16 protein-coding genes are annotated in these 20,151 nt (G+C 32.2%); 15 read left to right on the top strand and 1 reads right to left on the bottom strand.

Annotation, left to right across the window (positions count from 1 at the left end):
• Nucleotides 1-1,602 (bottom strand): response regulator transcription factor, encoded by a 1,602-nt coding sequence (locus ACX6CF_RS08910; RefSeq protein ID WP_458784975.1) that lies wholly within the window; start codon nucleotides 1,600-1,602, stop codon nucleotides 1-3.
• Nucleotides 1,603-1,817: 215 nt separating this feature from the next.
• Between ACX6CF_RS08910 and ACX6CF_RS08905 the strand changes: the two genes are divergently transcribed.
• From ACX6CF_RS08905 to ACX6CF_RS08835, 15 genes are all read left to right on the top strand, one after another.
• Nucleotides 1,818-3,026 carry a sugar ABC transporter substrate-binding protein gene (locus ACX6CF_RS08905; protein ID WP_458784974.1) on the top strand — a complete coding sequence of 403 codons (1,209 nt, stop codon included), beginning with the start codon at nucleotides 1,818-1,820 and terminating at the stop codon, nucleotides 3,024-3,026.
• Nucleotides 3,027-3,155: 129 nt separating this feature from the next.
• Nucleotides 3,156-4,676, top strand: coding sequence for a sugar ABC transporter ATP-binding protein (locus ACX6CF_RS08900; protein ID WP_458784973.1), 1,521 nt, complete (start codon nucleotides 3,156-3,158; stop codon nucleotides 4,674-4,676).
• Nucleotides 4,660-5,685, top strand: a complete 1,026-nt coding sequence (locus ACX6CF_RS08895) for an ABC transporter permease (protein ID WP_458784972.1) — start codon at nucleotides 4,660-4,662, stop codon at nucleotides 5,683-5,685. Before ACX6CF_RS08900 ends, ACX6CF_RS08895 begins: the two co-directional genes overlap by 17 nt.
• Entirely contained in the window at nucleotides 5,678-6,820 is a 1,143-nt protein-coding gene (locus tag ACX6CF_RS08890; protein WP_458784971.1) for an ABC transporter permease, read from the top strand. Before ACX6CF_RS08895 ends, ACX6CF_RS08890 begins: the two co-directional genes overlap by 8 nt.
• A gap of 34 nt (nucleotides 6,821-6,854) precedes the next feature.
• On the top strand, nucleotides 6,855-8,072 hold the full coding sequence (locus ACX6CF_RS08885; RefSeq protein ID WP_458784970.1) for a sugar ABC transporter substrate-binding protein: 1,218 nt from the start codon (nucleotides 6,855-6,857) through the stop codon (nucleotides 8,070-8,072).
• Between the two features lie 83 nt (nucleotides 8,073-8,155).
• On the top strand, nucleotides 8,156-9,346 hold the full coding sequence (locus ACX6CF_RS08880) for a uroporphyrinogen decarboxylase family protein (RefSeq protein ID WP_458784969.1): 1,191 nt from the start codon (nucleotides 8,156-8,158) through the stop codon (nucleotides 9,344-9,346).
• A 17-nt stretch (nucleotides 9,347-9,363) separates the two neighbouring features.
• On the top strand, nucleotides 9,364-9,687 hold the full coding sequence (locus tag ACX6CF_RS08875) for an L-rhamnose mutarotase (RefSeq protein WP_458784968.1): 324 nt from the start codon (nucleotides 9,364-9,366) through the stop codon (nucleotides 9,685-9,687).
• A gap of 14 nt (nucleotides 9,688-9,701) precedes the next feature.
• The gene (locus ACX6CF_RS08870) at nucleotides 9,702-10,955 is read left to right on the top strand and encodes a uroporphyrinogen decarboxylase family protein (RefSeq protein ID WP_458784967.1); all 1,254 of its coding nucleotides are present in this window, start codon (nucleotides 9,702-9,704) and stop codon (nucleotides 10,953-10,955) included.
• Nucleotides 10,956-11,240: 285 nt separating this feature from the next.
• Nucleotides 11,241-12,959, top strand: a complete 1,719-nt coding sequence (locus ACX6CF_RS08865) for a sensor histidine kinase (protein WP_458784966.1) — start codon at nucleotides 11,241-11,243, stop codon at nucleotides 12,957-12,959.
• A 53-nt stretch (nucleotides 12,960-13,012) separates the two neighbouring features.
• Nucleotides 13,013-13,903, top strand: coding sequence for a substrate-binding domain-containing protein (locus tag ACX6CF_RS08860; RefSeq protein ID WP_458784965.1), 891 nt, complete (start codon nucleotides 13,013-13,015; stop codon nucleotides 13,901-13,903).
• Nucleotides 13,904-13,918: 15 nt separating this feature from the next.
• Nucleotides 13,919-15,466, top strand: a complete 1,548-nt coding sequence (locus tag ACX6CF_RS08855) for a response regulator transcription factor (RefSeq protein ID WP_458784964.1) — start codon at nucleotides 13,919-13,921, stop codon at nucleotides 15,464-15,466.
• A 244-nt stretch (nucleotides 15,467-15,710) separates the two neighbouring features.
• On the top strand, nucleotides 15,711-16,694 hold the full coding sequence (locus tag ACX6CF_RS08850) for a substrate-binding domain-containing protein (RefSeq protein ID WP_458784963.1): 984 nt from the start codon (nucleotides 15,711-15,713) through the stop codon (nucleotides 16,692-16,694).
• A gap of 76 nt (nucleotides 16,695-16,770) precedes the next feature.
• Nucleotides 16,771-18,288: a sugar ABC transporter ATP-binding protein gene (locus ACX6CF_RS08845; protein WP_458784962.1), complete on the top strand. Its 1,518-nt coding sequence runs from the start codon at nucleotides 16,771-16,773 to the stop codon at nucleotides 18,286-18,288.
• Entirely contained in the window at nucleotides 18,281-19,273 is a 993-nt protein-coding gene (locus ACX6CF_RS08840; protein ID WP_458784961.1) for an ABC transporter permease subunit, read from the top strand. The genes ACX6CF_RS08845 and ACX6CF_RS08840 overlap by 8 nt, the downstream gene beginning before the upstream one ends.
• Before the next feature lie 39 nt (nucleotides 19,274-19,312).
• Nucleotides 19,313-20,149, top strand: coding sequence for a sugar phosphate isomerase/epimerase family protein (locus ACX6CF_RS08835; RefSeq protein ID WP_458784960.1), 837 nt, complete (start codon nucleotides 19,313-19,315; stop codon nucleotides 20,147-20,149).
• The last annotated feature ends 2 nt before the right edge of the window (nucleotides 20,150-20,151 follow it).

Raw genomic sequence — 20,151 nt, 5'->3', positions numbered from 1 at the left:
TTATTCCTCCAAGGATTTTCTATAGTCAGTAGGTGATTTACCAGTATATTTTCTAAAAGAGATACTAAAATAATGGGGATTGGAAAATCCAACAAGATGAGCAATCTCATAAGTTTTGAAATTAGTGGATTTAATTAGCTGTATAGCTTTATCCATTCTTTTATTAATCAAGTAGGACTTAAAATTGATTCCAGTTTCTTTCTTGAACAAAGAACTCAAGTAAACAGAACTAACAGAGGCATATTCAGCTGCTGAATTCAGGGAAAGGTCCTCTTGTTCATAATTATTGTCAATATAGTCTTTTACTTTTGCTATGATATTATAATTACTATTGTTTCTAGTTAAAGCTAATTTATCCGATGCTTTTATACAAAAAGATTGAACATTTCTAACGATTTCATCTAAGGTGTCCATTTTCTCAATGGTATCATATAGGGATATACCTTCTTCCCATGTAGAGGAAGAAACATCACTGGTTTTAACTACCACTTTCAATATGCGAGTAATTATTTCTATAAATATAAGCTTGATATTTACCCATGTGAGGGTTTCTTGATTCTTCAATAAAGTAGAAATGTTAGATAATGTTTGTTTGATACGATTCACTTCACCAGCTTTTATTGCTTCTAATAAATATCCACTTGTATCAAAGGGATAATAGAATTCTGGTTGTATATAATCTAGGTCATTTATATCATAGGTATTATTTTTCCCTAGCGTATATTTACATTCTAGTGCAGATAAGGCTTCTGTATAGGATGAATAGAGCCTATAGATACTATCCACAGTTATTCCTATTGAAGATGTTAAAGGTATATTAAGATGATAATTAACGTTGTTTTGTATTACTTGAAGTGTAATTGATATGATGCTGCGATTTTCTATAGGGGTTATATATTCACTGTTGTTGAAGACAATTATTATATTATTATTATTATCAGAGAACACATAATAGCTTTTTCCTATAGTATCGTAAATTATATTTTTTACTGCAAAATAATATATTTCGGAATCTTTGGGGAGGATGTTATTCAAATCAGGTTCTATTACACAGATTGTATATGGTGCTAAGTTGAATTCAATGCCTAGCGAATACAGGCGGTCAATTATCCTATCATTATTGCCTGGAGTACAAATAAGCATATTTAACAATCTTTCCCGTAATAGAGGAAGACTTTGGTGCAATTGGTTTTTCATTTTTGTCAAATAATTACGTTGGTCATTTTCAATATTGATTTCTTTGCACAATTGAGCAATTTTATTATAGAGAGTTTTTGCGCCTATGGGTTTTAGGATATAGTCCTTTACCCCGAGAGCAATTGCATCTTGTGCTAATTCAAACTCATCATAACCGCTTAAAATAACTATATAAGATGTAGGAAGATATTTTCTAATCTGTTTGGTTAATTCAAGACCATCCATAAAAGGCATTTTTATATCAGTTAGTATAAGATTAGGTTTTTTATCTAATGCTATTTCTAGAGCTTGTTCTCCATCTTCAGCTTCATATACTTCAGTAAAGCCAAGAGAATTCCAATCAATTATAGTACTTATAGAGGAACGAACCAATTTTTCGTCATCGACAATTAAAAGTTTATACATACAGTGTCCCACCTTACTGTCTTAATTTTAAGAACCTAAAAAAAGCATATCATCATAGAGTCAAAAAATCAATATGCTTACTGTTATTGTTAATAAATGGACCAAAACATATTAAGAAATTGAATTAACTTTTTCTAGAAAGTGAATTATAATGTATCTATCGTAAGTGATGTGCTAATATTAAAAAATGATAATACTTTTTAAGGAGGAGTTTTTTGAAAAAATTATTAGCACTTGTTATAACAATCTTTCTTGCATCAACCTTATTAATTAGTTGTAAATATAATGATTATGATTACCAAAAAAACAACAATTTTTCTGAAAAAGATCAATCAATAAATGACGGTAATACTGATTTGCAGGTTGATATATCCAATTTGAAGTCCTATGATGGACAGTTACTTATTTATCCAACCAAAACAAAAGATTTACCAGAAAGATCTTCTAATCCAGAGCTATTACCTCTAGCCGATCCTATGCATTGGTATGATATCACTTTCCCAGGGTGGGTCAAAGATAAAGTTAATATACCATCATCTCCAGCTGATGGAGCCAAGGGTAAAAAAGTCTATGTAATCATTACCAGTGAACATCCTTATTGGACGGCAGTGGGAATCGGAGCAAAAAAAGTGGCAGATGCATATGGAATAGATTTTAGGATGTTAAGCCCAAATGGAGATATATTAAAGCAGAATCAATTAATAGATTATGCAATAAACGATGGTGCTGACATGATTATATTAGCAGCCATTGATAAAAAAGAAGCTGTATCTCAAGCTATAAGAATTAATGAAGAGGGTATACCACTAATATTCTTTAATACACTTCCAGAATCTGAGGCATTAAGATATTGTCTTACATGGACTGGACCAGATGATTGGGAGAACTTTCGTATGTTAGCAAGGAGTATGGCGGATGAATTGGACAAAGAAGGTGGTGTTTGTTATCTAAGGCATACACCAGTAGGCGGTTCGCCATATTATGCAAGAAATTGGGCACCTATTACGGAGCTCAGGGAGTATGCACCTGATATAGAGACACTTGATAGTAAGGACTGTGATTTTGATTATGATATTTCAAAAGAAATAGTAACAAAATGGATTAATGAATATGGTGATGAATTAAAGGGTATCGTTTGTAGTGATGATTCAATACAAGCAATCGGTGCTATTGATGCCTGTAAGGAAACAGGAAGAAATGACATAGTTATTGTAGCATCAGGAAATGGTAAAAATGGAATGGATGCGGTTAAGAAAGGGGATTTATTCGCTATAACCTATCAGTCAGCAGAAGCAGATGGGGCACTTCCTATAAAAGTTGCAGCTGATTGGTTTAATGGAAAGAAGATAAATAATATCTATTATCTATCTAGTAACATCATAACGCAGGAAAATGTAGATAAATATATGCCGGCTCAATGGTAAGGGATGGATTTTATGAATTCAAAGGATCCAGCAAAAAATATTATTGCTATGTTTGATGAAGCAAAAAAATATGGTTTGGGCAAATTTGGCAAGATAAGTTGATTATATATAAGAAAGTGGGGATACGTTTTGGCAGACAATGTAGCACTTGAAGTTAAAAATGTTAGTAAGAGATTTCCAGGAACTCTTGCAGTAGATAATGTCAGCGTTGAATTTCACCAAGGGGAAGTGCATGCTCTTATGGGTGAAAATGGAGCAGGTAAATCAACTCTGATGAAAATGATTGCAGGTTCCTATAACGATTATATAGGAGATATTCTAATAAATGGAGAGAAAAAGTTGCTTTATTCTCCATCAATTTCTAAGAAAAATGGTATTGGTATGATTTATCAAGAGCTAAGTTTAGCACGACCTATAAGTATAGCAGAGAACATTTTGGTAGGAAGGTTACCAATAAAATATGGAGTTGTTCTTGACAAAAATAAAATGATAAAAGAAGCAAAAAAATGTTTGGGAACAGTGAAATTAGAAAGTCTAGATCCAGAAAAAAATATTTCAGAAATTAGTCAGCATCAAGCTCAGTTGGTTGAAATTGCAAAAGTGATGGGGAATAACCCTAACATACTAGTATTTGATGAACCAACATCAGCTTTATCAAGAGAAGAAGTAGAGATGTTATTCAATATTATTACTGATCTGAAGAATAAAGGTATGGCAATCATATATATTTCTCATCATATACCAGAAATATTTAGGATAGCTGATAAGGTCACTGTCATGAGAGATGGTAAGAGAATAGATACAAGGAATATAGATGAGGTCAAACCAGAAGAACTTGTTCAGATGATGGTAGGAAAAACAATAGATAAATTCTATAGTAAGAGAAAAGGCAAAATAGGTGGTACATATTTGGAAGTGCAAGATTTGACTAGACATGGTTTTGTACATAATATCTCTTTTAATGCAAGAAAAGGAGAAATTCTAGGGTTCATGGGATTATCTGGAGCAGGACGCACAGAGCTGGCTAGATGTATAGTTGGGATTGACCCCATAGATAAAGGGAAAGTAATAAAAGACGGAGAAGATGTGACACCAAAAAATTATGATGATGGTATTAATAAAGGATTCGCCTATCTATCAGAGGATAGAAAATCACAAGGACTATTTCTTAGATTAACCAATGAAGATAATATATTATCAGCTCTGATTCCTGAGTTTTCTAGGAATGGTGTATACAAAAAGAGTAATGCGGGAAATATTGTCATGGAGCAAATTGAGAAATTGAAGGTTAGTCCTCCAAATCCTAAGGTTGGAGTTGGAAGTTTATCAGGTGGAAATCAACAGAAAATATTACTAGGTAAATGGCTTGCCACTGAACCTGATATTTTAATACTGGATGAACCAACAAGAGGAGTTGATGTTGGTGCTAAACAAGTAATACATGATGTAGTTACACAATTAGCGGATAATGGAACAACAGTATTATTAATGACTTCAGACCTACCAGAGCTTGTTGGATTATCAGATAGGGCTTATGTAATTAGAGGCGGACATATTATTGGAGAAATAGGTAAAGAAAAATTAACTGAAGAAACAGCACTGCTTGCAGCTAATGGGGAAGGGAGTGTATGCGATGTCTGTGAAGGATAATACACCTATAGTACAATCTAGATTCAATGATGTAGATGATAAAAACAGTATCAGTAAGTTATTTGATAAAGCAGGTGTATATGTTATTGCTCTAATCCTAATTATTTTAGGAATCATTGTGTCACCTACCAAATTTTTAACACCAGATAATATGTTGAACATTTTAAGGGCTGTGGGTATGTTGGGAATTACAGCTTGTGGATTATCTTTTGTAATCTATAGTTCGCAAATGGCAGATATGAGTGTACCATCAGCTATGGCGTTCTCGGGTATAATAACAGTCCAGTTTCTGCATCTGGGGCTTATTCCAGCTCTTATACTTGGGATAATGTTCGGAATGCTCATAGGACTTGTTAATGGAATTGTTGTAGGTTATTTCAGAGCAAATGCTATTTTATGGACATTGGCGATGCAATTTGGTATGGAAGGAATCATGAGATATGTATGGTCTGGTAATCAATTATATCCAGATCTGGAACCTGGCACATCTGGAGCAGCTTTTGTTAATATTTTTAGGATTAAAATAGGACCTATTCCTTTACTAATAATCATTATGGTTATTCTATACATAATCGCCAATTTCGTAATGAAGAAAACAAAATTCGGTAATCAATTAAAGTTAGTGGGTTCTGCTTATGATGTTGCCAAATGTACAGGTATCAATGTAAGAAGAACAGTGATGTATGCATTTCTTATTAGTTCTTTTACTGCATCCATAGCAGGAATCTTAATCACGTCCATGAATAAGCTAGGTGTATTTTATCTAGGAGAAGGATATGATTTCAAAAGTGTTACAGCTATTGTAATAGGTGGTATGGCGTTATCAGGAGGAAGAGGAAATATATGGGGTGTACTTGGTGGTGTATTAGTTATGGGACTATTAAATAATATACTTACATTTATAGGTATCCCTACAGCAGTGCAAAACGTATTTGTTGGATTGGTATTCATTGCAGTAGTTGCTTTACATACATATAAGTTAAGAAAGGTGGGTAAAGACTATGCATAAAAATAAGAATATTATTTCTCTAATAGATCAAAACAGAGCAATACTACTGCTTGTTTTATTAACTTGTTTTTCAGCAATATTTGCTCCTAATTTTTCTAATAGAATGAATTTGTCCACTATATTAATATCTGGATGTATGTTAGCTATTATTTCTGTAGGATTTACACTGGTATTTATTCTGGCACAGATAGATCTGTCTATTGGAGCTACAGCTCAATTTTGTGGTATGTTGTGTGTTGGGTTGCAACCTGAATTAGGTTGGACGCTAAGCCTGATTATAGCTATTATAGCCGGTGCTTTAATAGGATTATTTAATGGAATCGTAGTTGTGAAATTCAAAATACACTCTTTTATTGCCACAATAGGTACTATGACAATAATTAGAGGAGTATTGCACCTGTACAGTGATGGAGGAACAAAGAGTATAGATAATTATTCATTAGGTGAATTCTTAGAGACGGGACAATTTCCAATCTGGTTCATTATTATAGTTATTGCAGCTATCATTCTATTTGTTGTATTAAGTAGACCTAACATTAAAACAATAAAAGGAATAACTACCATAGTAGTTCCAGCAGTTTTTATTATCTTATGGCTAACAACAAAACTGTTTTCACCAATTGTAATTATAACTTTTATTATCATTTCATTAGGAATATTTTTTGTTGACCATACTAGATTTGGAAAAGGATTCTATGTAGTTGGAGGTAATCCTGAAACTGCTTGGTTAGCAGGAATCAACAAAGATATGTACATAATATTAGGATTCGTAATATGTGGAATTACTGCTTCATTAGCAGGTTCAATATTTGCAATGAGGTTAAGCTCCATGACTGCTAGATTCATATTCGCTCAAAAAGCTCTGATGACATCACTTGCCGCAGTTATAATTGGTGGTACTCAATTGACTGGTGGAAAAGGAAGTATACTCAAAAGTTATTTCGGAGTATTAATGTTCCAAGTACTATTTAACATGATAGGTTGTTTTGGTCTTGGATTTGAAATACAAATATTCATTAATGGTCTAATCCTTGCAGTAGTCGTTTTCTATGAAGCTTATACAAATTATAGGTATGAACTGTTAAAAGGACAGAGACCTGAATTATTGAAGGAAGCACAGAGTATACGGCAATAGGTAATAAAATTATAAATACTAGGAGGGTTTCATTATGTTTAAAAAGTGTTTTAGTGTTATTTTAGTTATGAGTTTACTAGTTACTTTGTTTGTAGGGTGTGGTTCTAAGGAAAAGGTAGAGAAGTCAGATAGTGATAAGGCTTCGGTAGGTGATAAGTCTAGTGGGCAATCCAACTTGGAAAAATCTAAGGAGATAGACGTATTTTCCATAATAGGTAGTGATGGTCAACCTTTGATTCTGCCAACTGAGAAAAAAGAAGTACCTGATCGCCCAGAAGACCCAAAAGCTTTGGCTGAAGAAGATGCAGGACATTGGTGGGATATTGAATATGCTGGATGGACTACAGTAAAAGAGAATTTACCAAAGTCACCAGCAGATGGTGCTGTAGGTAAAAAAGTTGTTCTTCTAAAGGCAGGAGACCATCCATATTGGACAGCATATGTTAATGGTTTTACTCAGATAGCAGAAGCTTATGATATTGAAGTCAAGATACTTAATGGTAACTGGAATATGGATCTACAATCTCAACAAGTAGACCAAGCAATTAATGAAAAACCTGATGCGGTTATATTTGCACCTGTTGATGCTACAGCTTGTGCACCACTCATGAGAAAAATCAATCAAGCAGGTATACCAATAATTGCTTCCAACACAATACCAGCAGAAGCAGCTATGAAATATTGTACAGCATGGACTGGACCAGATGATTGGGGTCAATTCAGAATGTTGGCAAGATATTTTGCTGATGAAATGGATAAAGAAGGGGGATATGCCGTAGTAAGACATATGCCTGGTTCATCACCATATTTTGCTAGAACATTTGCACCAATAACTGAATTAATGGACTATGCTCCAGATATGAACCTATTAGCTATGGATACTGCTAATCTAGAAGCAGAAGCAACAATGCAACTTGTATCTGATTGGATCACTAAATATGGAGATAAATTAAAAGGATTAATCCTTGCTGGTGATGGATTCAGCATGACAGGTACTGAAGAAGCTCTTAAAAATGCTGGAAGAGAAGATATTGTAGTAGTTGCAGCAGGTAATAGTAAAACTGGTATGGATTCAGTAAAAAATGGAGTAAGTGCAGGTATCACATATCAATCAGCAGAAGGTGATGGAGCCATAGCATTATTTACAGCAGTTAGATATTTCAACGGAGAAGATATTGATCCAGTAGCTTATTTACCAAGACATATTATTACAGCAGATGATGTAGATAATTACATGCCAGCTCAATGGTAGAAATCTAAGATGATGGGGCTGTCTTACTATTCTGAAGGTGAGGTAGCCCCTTATATCTAAATTAAAAAAGGGGATGCGAGATTGTGGAGAAAAATGATGTTGTTCTTAATAAGTTGAATAGAATCAAATATGCAGCAAAGTTCAATAACAAATGTGATAGAATTCCAGTTGGTGAATTTTTTTGGACAGGATTCAAAAGTAAATGTATAGAGAAATGGGGAGAAGATTTTGATCCATATTTATTTTTTGATTTAGATTATATTCCTATCACTCCTAACATGGACCCTCATATTAAATCATTTGAGGTAATTGAACAAAATGGTGAGGATATATATATAAGAACTGGTTTCGAAGCTATTATCCATAGATCAGGAGATATTGTAATGCCACATTACGACAGCTTTTCCATAAAAGAACCAGAAGAAATGGCTGAATTCACTTTTGATGATCCTACGGATAAAAGAAGATTCAATAATGCTTCAGATGACCAGATAAATGGTGTAGGAGATATATTATTAAGAAACATACCTGCTTGGTCTGAACGTGTAGATGCTTATGTAGATAAATTACCTGTATTTGGTTCTGTTTGTGAAGGTTATGAGTATGTGTGGCGAATTGTTGGAACAGAAAATTCTTTGATGTGGATGTTGGCTGAGCCAGAATTATTTGAAGCTTTCATGAAACGAGTAGGGAGTTTCTTGGTTGATTTTACAAAAGCTCAGATAAAAGAAGGAAAGGGAAGACTTTCTGGAATGATAATATGGGGAGATGTTGCCTATCGTAATGGCATGTTGTTCAGTCCAGAAGCGTGGAGAAAATATTTTAAACCTATTACCAAAAAACTAATTGAAATATGTCATGCTAATGATTTACCAGTCATCTATCATGGATGTGGTAATGCTTCTGCTATCTATAATGACATGATTGAATTAGGGTTGGACTTTTATAATCCTCTTGAAGCAAAAGCTGATCTTGATGTTGTTGAATTAGAAAAAGAATATAGAGGTAGGTTAGGTTTTTGTGGAAATATAGATATGAGAATATTTGAAAAAAATAATCTTGATGAGATTAAACGTGAAGTTCTATATAAAATGCAAGCGGCTGAAACAGGTGGATGGATTTTTCAATCTGACCATTCAATAAGTAATGATGTTGAGCCAGAAAGTTATTATCATGCACTTGAAGTAGTTAGAGAATATGGCGAGTATCCACTGGATCTAGACAAGATAAAAACTGAAATAGCTAGGTTAGCTGAAAAGATCAATAGCAATTAAACAGGAAGGTCGGTAATATGAAGAGATATGGTTCAGTAATAAAAGTTAAATCAGATAAATTGGATGAATATAAAAAGCTTCATGCAGATGTTTGGCCAGATGTATTGAAGATGATAAAAGAATGTAATATAGTTAATTATTCTATTTACTATAAAGACGGATACTTATTCAGCTATTATGAATATAGTGGGAATAAGTATGAAGAAGATATGGCAAAAATGGCAGCTGATCCTATTACACAAAAATGGTGGGAGATCTGTAAACCTTGCCAAGAACCTTTGACCACAAGGAAAAAAGGAGAATGGTGGGCTGATATGGAGGAAGTATTCCATCAAAATTAATATTGGGAGGTATTATGAAAATGACTTCTAGAGAGAGAATATTAGCTGCAATCAATCATAAACAACCAGACAAAGTACCAATTGATCTAGGGGCAACACCTAGCTCTAATATTTCTGCTATTGCATACAATAATTTGAAAAAGAAATTAGATATAAAAAAGGGTCATACAAGAGTATATGACGTTGTACAACAGGTGGTTGTTCCAGAAGACCAAATTCTTGATAGATTCTCAGTAGATGTCGTTGATTTAGGAAGAGTCTACAATAATAAAGATGAAGATTGGTATGATTACACACTAGCTGATGGTTCAACAGCACAATATCCTAAGTGGTTTCAACCTAAGAAAGAGGTTAATGGTAGTTATACAGCATATCACTCAGATGGGACACTAATTGCAAAGATGCCTCAAGGAGCAACTTTTTTTGATCAGACCATCTTCCCCTATATTGATGGATATCCAAATGATTATAAGGATATAGATAAGGCAATGGATAAGGTTCTATGGTCTTATCTAGTCCATAGTCCATGGGATCATGCTGGTGAGCCGGATTTTTGGATTAATCTAAGAAAAAAAGCAATAGAACTACGTAATTCTACTGACAAAGCCATAATGATAGTATGTGGTTGTAATCTATTGGAATGGGGAACTTTTCTAAGACGTATGGATAATTTTTTGATGGATTGTTATATAGATCAAGTAAATGTTGAAAAATTATTGGATAAACTATTGGAAATACATCTTAATACACTAGAAAAAGTGTGTGAGTCTGTTGGAGATATAGTAGATATATTACGTTTTGGAGATGATTTAGGTATGGATAGTGGACCATTAATAGGACCAGATGTCTATAGAAAGTTATTCAAACCTAGACATACCATGTTGTGTGATTATGTACATAAACATAGTAATATGAAAACATTTCTACATTCATGTGGTTCCATATATTCTCTTCTACCAGATTTGATTGAAGCTGGATATGATGTAATTAATCCAGTACAGACTACCGCTAATGGGATGGACCCTGCTATACTTAAAACAGAATTTGGCAAAGATATAACCTTTTGGGGTGGCGGTTGTAATACAAGATGGGTACTAAATAGAGGAACTACAGAAGAAGTTAGAGAACATGTACTTAGTAATCTAGAAATATTTTCACCAGATGGTGGATTTGTCTTTAATCAAGAGCATAATATTATGCCAGATGTGCCTGCTGAAAATATTATTGCGATGTATAATGCAGTCAAGGAATTCAACGGTGATAAATAAGTAATATAATATTGGGAGAGCTGTTTCATATCCATTTTATTATGGTTATATTGAAATAGCTCTTTTTATTATATACACTTTCTTGTGTATATTTTATTGGTCGAATAATGAAGGGTTTTGGAAATAAAGGGTAATTCTTGACAAAAAATTCTAGTTACTTTAATATATATCTGTAATTAATAAAAATTATTTGGATAAATATATAAATTAGTAAGTTTTAAACAAACGAATATGTACTAAAAGATATATTGTGTCTAAAAATTACAAAAAGATAAGGGGTGACTTATGAAATTTCGTGCAAAAATTATTCTAAGTATTATTTCTATTACAGCTATAATTTCAATAGTAACATCAATCATATACTATAAAAAAACTTCTGCCGCTATAGAAAAAAATTATAGGAACACTATATCAGAAAATATTAATAATAAAGTTTCGGAATTTGATAATATTATGAGAAAAATGTATTATGCATCTGTAGAAGCCAGCTGTGATTTAGGATTGATAGAATTGATTAGAGAACAATATGGGGGAGAAGATAGGCTTCTTGCAATGAATATATTATTGAACAACTATAAGATGTCTAGTGAAAATATTGATTCCGTATATGTATATTTACCGAAAGCTAAGAGAGTAGTTAAATCTCAAGAGTATAAAGCAGTTATAGACATTAATGAAATAAAAGACTATAAATGGTTAGATAATATTAATAATTTCAAACAAAATTTTAGTCCAATCTACATAGAAGATGATATTGGTTCTGTTAATAAATTTCTATTTACATATTCAAAGCCTATCAAAGATCCAGATACAAATGAAATAATAGGCGAAATTGCTTTTAATATGGATGAGCGAATCGTTTATTTTTCATGTCTTGATAGTATCAATAGTTCTCTTAACATTACCACAGAAATACTAAATAGTGATAATGTTGTTGTTTCCAGCAAATTATTATCGAAGCTGGGGAAAGAGATTTGTTATCCTTCAGACAATGGAAGACATTCACAAAGAATCATTGCACCATTTACAGGTTATAGTTTCATTAGTGATTTGGATGTACAAGCATTAACTAAAGATATTGCGAATGTAAGGAATTATATAATTATAGCGGCAGTTATTACAATGATCATTTCTATTGGATTAGCATTTTTCATGTCCAATAGATTATATGTTCCTGTGAGAAATTTGAAGATTGCTATGAGAAAACTTAGCGAAGGAGACCTAACTGCAAGAGCTACAGTAAGTGGTAATGATGAGATTACAATATTAAGCAGTAGATTCAACAATATGGCTAATAAAATGGAAAAACTTATTGATGAACTTGTCACCGAAAAACTACTTAAGAGAGAAGCAGAACTAGAAGCTCTACAATATCAGATTACGCCTCATTTCATGTACAATACACTTAACTCCATTAAATGTGCTGCTTTTTTACAGGAGTCGTATGAGATAGTTGATTTATTAGATGCATTTATAGAATTACTGCAATCAACTATAAGTAAGAAAGGTGCTTTTATCACTCTTGAAGATGAATTGAATCTTGTAAGCAATTATGTATTATTACAACTTTTTAGGTATAAGGATAGTTTTACTGTTCAGTATAAAATTGATTCTGATGTAAAAAACTTATATGTTCCAAGACTTATATTACAGCCATTAGTGGAGAATAGTATTTATCACGGTCTTGATACTAAAACAGATAAGAACAAAATTATCATCTGTGCAACAAGGACCAAAGATGAATTGGTACTCAGTGTTGAAGATAATGGAAAAGGTATGACAGAAGAAGAGAAAAACAATATATTCAAACGAAAAAAAGGAAAGAATGAAAAATTTAATTGCATTGGTATTAGCAATATAAAAGAAAGAATTAATCTATATTACGGAGATTATGGGAGTATGTCTTACTTAAGCAAAATAGAAGAAGGAACAAAAGTTATGATAATCATTCCAGCCACGAAGACAAAAGAGCAATACATCATAAGAGAGGAGGAAAAATCATAAAAAAACTAGCATTTATCATCTTACTACTATTATTATGCGGATGTAATTCCCATGTGAACAATAAAAATTATCTAGAAGATAGTTATAAGGACAAGTATAAGATTGGAGTAGTATTGAAGGCAATGGATAGTGAATATTGTTTGTCTTTAAAGTCAGGTATAGAGAAAGTTGCTGATGAATTAGACGTAGATGTTCTAATTGTTCATCCACAAACAGAAAAGGATGTAAGCCAGCAAAGTATTTTAATTAATGATATGTTAAATAGCGATGTGGATGCAATAATAGTTGTTCCTTGTGATTCATTCAATACAGAATATATGAATGTTGCCAAGGAGAAAAATATACCTGTGTTTTCAATGGACACAGATATTTATGAAGAAGATGAGATATACATAGGTTCTAACAACATAAAGATAGGAGAGATCGCTGGTGAATATATGAATGAATTATTGGATAATGAAGGATCTGTAGCAATTCTGACAGGGACATTAATCCAATCACCTCATATAGAAAGACTTAAAGGATTCAAAGATTATATTGAGTCTAAGACGAATATAGAAATTGTTTATGAAAAGGAAGCTTATTGTAGTTTCTTGGACTCTGTACAAAAAACAAAAGAAATACTTGATAAATATCCTAATATCGATGGTATTTTTTGTACGAATGCAACTATGACATTAGGTGTTATGGATAGACTGGAATTTCTTGAACTGGACAAACCTATATCAATTATTGGAGTGGATACTCAAACAGATAGTATCAGAAAAATAATAGATGGTAAAATAACTGCTATGGTTTCGCAAAATGGGTATGATATTGCTAATGAAACAATGCATATAGTAGTGAAATATCTAGATGGAAAAGAAATAGAAAGCAATATTTATATAGAGAGTGAGTTAATTACCAATGAAAATGCCAAAAAATATTTGAAAATAAACAATTAGAAGAAGGTGAAGAGTATGATTAGAACATTGATTGTAGATGATGATTATTTAGTTCGTATGTTTTTACTAGCTGTAACAGATTGGGAAAAAGAAGGATTCTTGATTGTTGATAATGTTCAAGATGGAGAACAGGCACTAGAAAAGATAGAACTCCTTAAACCGGAATTGGTTATAACGGATATCAGTATGCCGGTTATGGATGGTATTTCATTGATAAAGGAGATAAAAAAGAGGCAAATACAATGTAAAATCATAGTACTAAGTTGTCATGACGATTTTGATTATGTAAAAGAAGCTTTGAAACATGGGGCAGATGATTATATTTTAAAGAATGCTTTTAATAAGAAAAACATAGATAATATACTTAATACTCTAAGAACAAAAGTAGACGAAGGAAGAGAAGAAGCCAAAGAAAAAAAGAAATTGTTACATTTAGCTGATCTAGGAAGTAATGAACTTAAAAAGAAGTTTTTATATAATGTAAGTAAGAATAAATATGATTATAATCAATTGAAACAAAAATGTATAAATAATGATCTTAATTTATCTCTGCTTAAGACAGCAGTCATAGAAATCAAGATATTAAAAACTTATGAGCCAAATAATAAAAATGATCAGCAAAAACAAATATCCATATTTAATGATTTAGTTGGTATGAGCCAAAATATAATAGACAAAAGTTACAAGTATGAAATAATAGCTACGAAAGACTATAATTATACAATTATCGTAGATGCAACATCTATTTCAAGTCATTTAATATTGAATGAGATAGCTGGTAAGTTCCATAAATTCATAGAAGAGAAATATGAGCTTTCATCTGTTATAGGTGTGAGCGATATTTGTATTGGTAAAGAAAGTCTGAAAAATGCATATAATCATGCACAGAAAGCTTTAGAAAGAAGCTTCTATAACAAAGATAAGATATTGTATCATGAGCTGATAAATATTATACATAAGGAAAAAACTTTCAATAGATTTTATGATGATATCAAAAAATTATTGATAACAGCTGATATCGAAGAAATAATGGAACGTTCAAAAGAGCAGATAAAATATTTTGAAAGAGAATATATCAATTCAGCAGTTGTTATAGATTGGATGAAAGAGATGGATAGAATACTTCAGATTGATAGGGAGCCCCAGATATATGAACATATAACATCAATTGAACAAGTAAAAAGAATGATAGATAATTACAGGGAACATATTCATTATTATCCTAATATCCCTACCAAAATTACCAATATCACAGTAGCCAAAGCTATAGAATATATGAATAATAATTATGAGAAGACCATTTCTCTTACTAGTGTTGCAGAACAATTGGATGTTAATTCAACCTACTTGAGTCGTATATTCAAAAATGAAACTAAGATGAATTTTACAGATTACTTAGCTGCGATTCGTATTGACAATGCAAAAAGTCTACTGAGTAGTACTAATAAAAAGATTAAAGATATAGCTAAGTTATGTGGATTTTATGACTATAGATACTTCTGTAAAATATTCAAGAAAATTGTTGGACTTAGTCCTTTATGTTATAGAAAATATGTTGATTAATTGTAAGCAAGATATTACACATAAATCATAATTTTACACATTTTAAAAGGTTGCATAGGAATTAAAAATTAATATCAAAGTATTACACGTAAATAAAACAGTATATTATCTTGAAAATGCATGTCTATTAAGGACGTGCATTTTATTTTACAATTATATATGAAGAAACTTATTAAAACATATTTAGAAACTCATATAACATCATATCTAAATACGTTAATAATCAAATAAGGAGAGATAGAAAATGAAGAGATTTTTGGCATTATTATTTACATGTATTCTAACAGGCTCATTGTTTGTTGGTTGTGGGGGAAAAACAACTACTACAAATAATGGTGGAGATGATGGCAGTGGGGAAAATGAAAAGATTAAGATTGGTTTAACAATGTCATCTCGTGACCAATTCCTTTCTACTTTGGAAACAGCTGTAAAAGATGCAGCTAAAAAACAAAGTGATGCAGAGATAATAGCTTTTGATGCAGAGAATGATATTCAGAAACAGTTATCACATATTAGTAGCTTTGTATCACAAGAATGTGGTGCAATCATTGTTAATCTAGTTAACACAGATACAACTGAAGAAATATTGAAGGCAGCTGGAGATGTACCTGTTGTATTTGTTAATAGATTACCTAACCAACCTATCCTTGATGATGCGGAGAAATCTTCATTTGTAGGTTCTGATGAATATGAAGCAGGTCAGTTACAAGCACAATTTCTAACTGAATACTTTAAAGATAAAAGTAATAAAGAAATCAACTATGTATTATTTATGGGAACACTTGGATTGCAACATACAAATGCACGTACGAAAGCGGTAAAAGAAACTCTCGAAGAAAATGGATTCACTCTTGTTAAACAATTTGAAGATACTGCGGAATTTGATCGTGCAAAAGCTATGGAAAAAATGCAACAATTCATTGGAACAGGAAAACCTATTGATGTTGTTATCGGTAATAATGATGAAATGGCTCTAGGTGCTATAGAAGCATTGAAATCAGCGAACAAATTAGAAGTTCCAGTTGTTGGAATTGATGCTACAGCTAATGCTCTAGCTGCTATAGAAGCTGGAGAAATGGCATGTTCTATATTCCAAGATGCTAGTGGACAAGGTTCAGGAGCATTTGATTTTGCATATAAAATGGCAAATGGTGAAAAAGTTGAAAAATATGGATGGATTCCTTTCCAAATTGTATCCCAAGATAATCTAGCGGATTTTGTAGAATAAGTATAGTAATAAAAGGCTGGGGCTAAAATCCTCAGCTTTTAACTATAAATGTAATAAATATGGAGGAGGAACTTTAATGAGTAAGTATATATTAGAAATGATTGATGTCGTTAAAGTATTTCCTGGAGTTAAAGCGTTAAAAGGTGTTGATTTTAGAGTTAGACCTGGAACTGTGCATGCATTAATGGGAGAGAATGGTGCAGGAAAATCAACGTTGATGAAATGCTTGATAGGTATTTTTCAAATGACTTCTGGAAAGATTGTTCTAAAGGGGAATGAAATAAATATTAAAAATACATTATCTGCACAGAAACAAGGAATATCTATGATTCATCAAGAGCTTAATGTAGTGACAGCGAGAAGTGTTGCTGAGAATATATGGCTTGGTAGAGAACCCTTGAAAAATAAAATTATGATTGATCATAAAAAGATGAGACAAGATACATTGGAATTATTAGATAAATTACATATGGATATTGATCCAGATGAATTGATGAGCAATCTGACAGTGGCTAAGATGCAAATGGTTGAAATAGCAAAAGCTGTGTCATTCAATGCGGATATCGTTATTATGGATGAACCTACATCAGCACTAACTACAACAGAAGCTGAACAATTATTTAAGATAATAAATAATCTAAAGGCTAAGGGTGTAACTATAATCTATATTTCGCATAAAATGGATGAGATATTTAGAATATGTGATGAGATCACAGTTTTAAGAGATGGTGAGTTTGTCGGTAGTGATCATGCAGACAATCTGGATATAGATAAATTGATTTCATTGATGGTAGGTAGAAATCTCACAGAAATGTTTCCTAAAATAGACTGTGAAATTGGTGAAACGGTATTAAAAGTTGAGAACTTAGCTTCAGGAAATTCATTTCAGAATGTTTCTTTTGAATTGCATAAAGGAGAAATTCTTGGTTTTGCTGGATTGGTTGGTGCTGGAAGAACAGAAATAGTTGAAACCATTTTTGGAATTAGACCTAAGACAGCCGGTCATATTTATATTAATGGTGAAGAAGTGGTAATTAATAATCCATATGATGCACTAAAATATGGTCTTTGTCTATTGACTGAAGATCGTAAAAAAATGGGTATTATTCCTGTTTTGAGTGTTAGAGATAACACTGTTCTATCTAGTTTGGATAATTATTCTAAAGGAATTAAACTCAACCATAAGAAAATCCATGATGATACTGAAGATTATATTAATAAATTGAATGTAAAAACTGCTGATTATGATACCGAAATAAAAAGTCTTAGTGGTGGTAATCAACAGAAGGTTCTTGTTGCAAGAGCATTACTTACCAATCCAGATATACTAATGGTTGATGAACCTACCCGTGGTATTGATGTAGGTGCAAAAGCTGAAATACACACTTTAATAACTAAGCTGGCTGGAGATGGCAAAGCAGTAATAATGATTTCTTCTGAAATGCCAGAAGTATTGGGGATGAGTGATCGTATATTAACAATGCATGAGGGGAAAATGACAGGTATTATTAACCGTGAAGATGCTAATCAAGAAGTAATAATGAAATATGCAACAGATGGTTTTGAAAGAAATGAGGAGGGAAATCATGAATAAGTCATTTGATTATAAAAAATTTGCTAGTAAAAATTCTATATATATTGTTTTAATATTTTTAGTTATTGTTGTAACTATAGCTTCTCCAAAATTTTTGACAGTGGGTAATATAATAAATCTATTTACAACTGAATCTATTAAGGGGTTATTGGCACTAGGTGTAGCTTTTTGTATTCTATCAAAAGGGATTGACCTTTCTCTTGGTTCCATTGTTGCATTATCAGCTGTTGTATCAGCAAGTTTGATTCAGAATCCTACGTATAGTGCACAGATGTTCAAAGGGTTGGATATGCCTATAGGTATTGGATTACCTGTAGCCATAATTGCTGGAATATTAGCCGGAACGATTTTTGGTGTTATCAATGGGTCTCTTATTGCGTATACTAAGATTCCACCATTTATCGCAACGTTAGGTAGTATGGTTATTGTTAGGGGTATTGCAATGCTATACACTAATGCATATCCTGTACCAATGCTTAAAAAAGAATTTAAAACAGTGGGACAGGGAAATATTCTAGGTATTCCTAATCTGTTGATTATACTTATTATATTTGCCATAATAGCTTGGTTTTTACTTAATCATACGAAATTCGGTAAGAATGTCTATGCTATCGGAGGCAATGATGTAGCTGCTAGGGTTGCAGGGATAAAAGTAAAGAAAAATATTATTCTAGTTTATACATGGTCTTCATTTTGTGCTGCTGTAGCTGGGGTTTTATTAGCATCAAGGACAGGTTCAGGTATTGCAACTCTAGGATTGAATTATGAGTTGGATGCCATAGCTGCTGCAACTATTGGAGGAGTAAGCCATAATGGTGGTGTTGGACGTATAGGCGGTGTCATCGCTGGTATCTTAATACTTGGAGTAGTTAATAATGGCTTATTGCTATTAGGGGTTTCTCCTTATATACAACAGATTGTAAAAGGTTTAATTATTGTCGGAGCTGTAGTATTTGATATGAGAAAAAATACAAAGACCGCATAACTATAAATATTCATTAATTTCAAGAGGAGGACATTAAAAATGAAAATATGTTTTAATCAGGCAACAACTATGAAATATTCAACTTTAGAGAAAGATTTAATTTATTGTGAGAAATATGGATATGACCTAATTGAAATTAGATTAGATAAACTTAAGGATTATCTTACTAGAAATACTATTGAAGATTTAGCTGACTTCTTCAAAGAAAACAAGATTAAGCCTTTTGCATTCAATGCTCTAGAATTCATAACTTTTAGAGATGAAGAGGGATACCAAGAGATACTGAATAATCTTAAGTTTCTATGTGAAATGGGTAACATAATCAATTGTAAAAAAATCGTTGTTGTACCTACATTTGATGTTGGGGATTATACTAGAGAACAGATAAAGATAGAAACTGTCAATAAGATAACTGAGTTAGCTATGATAGCCAAGGATTATAATGTGAAATTGGCGTTTGAGTTTGTAGGTTATCCTAACTGTTCGGTTAATAGATTTGAACAAGCATATGATATAGTGAAAACGGTTGATCTTGATAACGTAGGTCTTGTACTTGATTGTTTCCATTTTCATGCTATGGGATCTCATATTAATGATTTAAAAGCCGCAGATGGAAATAAGATATTTATTTTCCATATTGATGATAGTGAAGATCTACCAATAGGTGCTGCTCGTGATGATAAACGTCTATGGCCTGGAGATGGAGTAATCAATCTTGATGAGATACTAGCTGTTCTAAAAGTCATCGGCTATGATGAAATGGTTTCAGTTGAGTTGTTTAGACCAGAGTATTGGAATATGGACATAGAAGAAACAATTAAGATAGGAAAAGAGAAAACAGCTAAAGTTGTATCTAAATTCTTTTATATTGAATAAGG

It is taken from the genome of Vallitalea sediminicola, assembly GCF_054408565.1.
Note: the sequence above shows the minus strand (reverse complement) of the source record. Positions and strands in the feature narration are given on the sequence as shown.

Bases quoted from the DNA above. Each gene is read 5' to 3' on its own strand.
- ACX6CF_RS08875 (WP_458784968.1), top strand. From the start codon at position 9,364: ATGAAGAGATATGGTTCAGTAATAAAAGTTAAATCAGATAAATTGGAT.
- ACX6CF_RS08885 (WP_458784970.1), top strand. From the start codon at position 6,855: ATGTTTAAAAAGTGTTTTAGTGTTATTTTAGTTATGAGTTTACTAGTT.
- ACX6CF_RS08855 (WP_458784964.1), top strand. From the start codon at position 13,919: ATGATTAGAACATTGATTGTAGATGATGATTATTTAGTTCGTATGTTT.
- ACX6CF_RS08890 (WP_458784971.1), top strand. From the start codon at position 5,678: ATGCATAAAAATAAGAATATTATTTCTCTAATAGATCAAAACAGAGCA.
- ACX6CF_RS08870 (WP_458784967.1), top strand. From the start codon at position 9,702: ATGAAAATGACTTCTAGAGAGAGAATATTAGCTGCAATCAATCATAAA.
- ACX6CF_RS08835 (WP_458784960.1), top strand. From the start codon at position 19,313: ATGAAAATATGTTTTAATCAGGCAACAACTATGAAATATTCAACTTTA.
- ACX6CF_RS08840 (WP_458784961.1), top strand. From the start codon at position 18,281: ATGAATAAGTCATTTGATTATAAAAAATTTGCTAGTAAAAATTCTATA.
- ACX6CF_RS08850 (WP_458784963.1), top strand. From the start codon at position 15,711: ATGAAGAGATTTTTGGCATTATTATTTACATGTATTCTAACAGGCTCA.
- ACX6CF_RS08845 (WP_458784962.1), top strand. From the start codon at position 16,771: ATGAGTAAGTATATATTAGAAATGATTGATGTCGTTAAAGTATTTCCT.
- ACX6CF_RS08910 (WP_458784975.1), bottom strand. From the start codon at position 1,602: ATGTATAAACTTTTAATTGTCGATGACGAAAAATTGGTTCGTTCCTCT.
- ACX6CF_RS08895 (WP_458784972.1), top strand. From the start codon at position 4,660: ATGTCTGTGAAGGATAATACACCTATAGTACAATCTAGATTCAATGAT.
- ACX6CF_RS08865 (WP_458784966.1), top strand. From the start codon at position 11,241: ATGAAATTTCGTGCAAAAATTATTCTAAGTATTATTTCTATTACAGCT.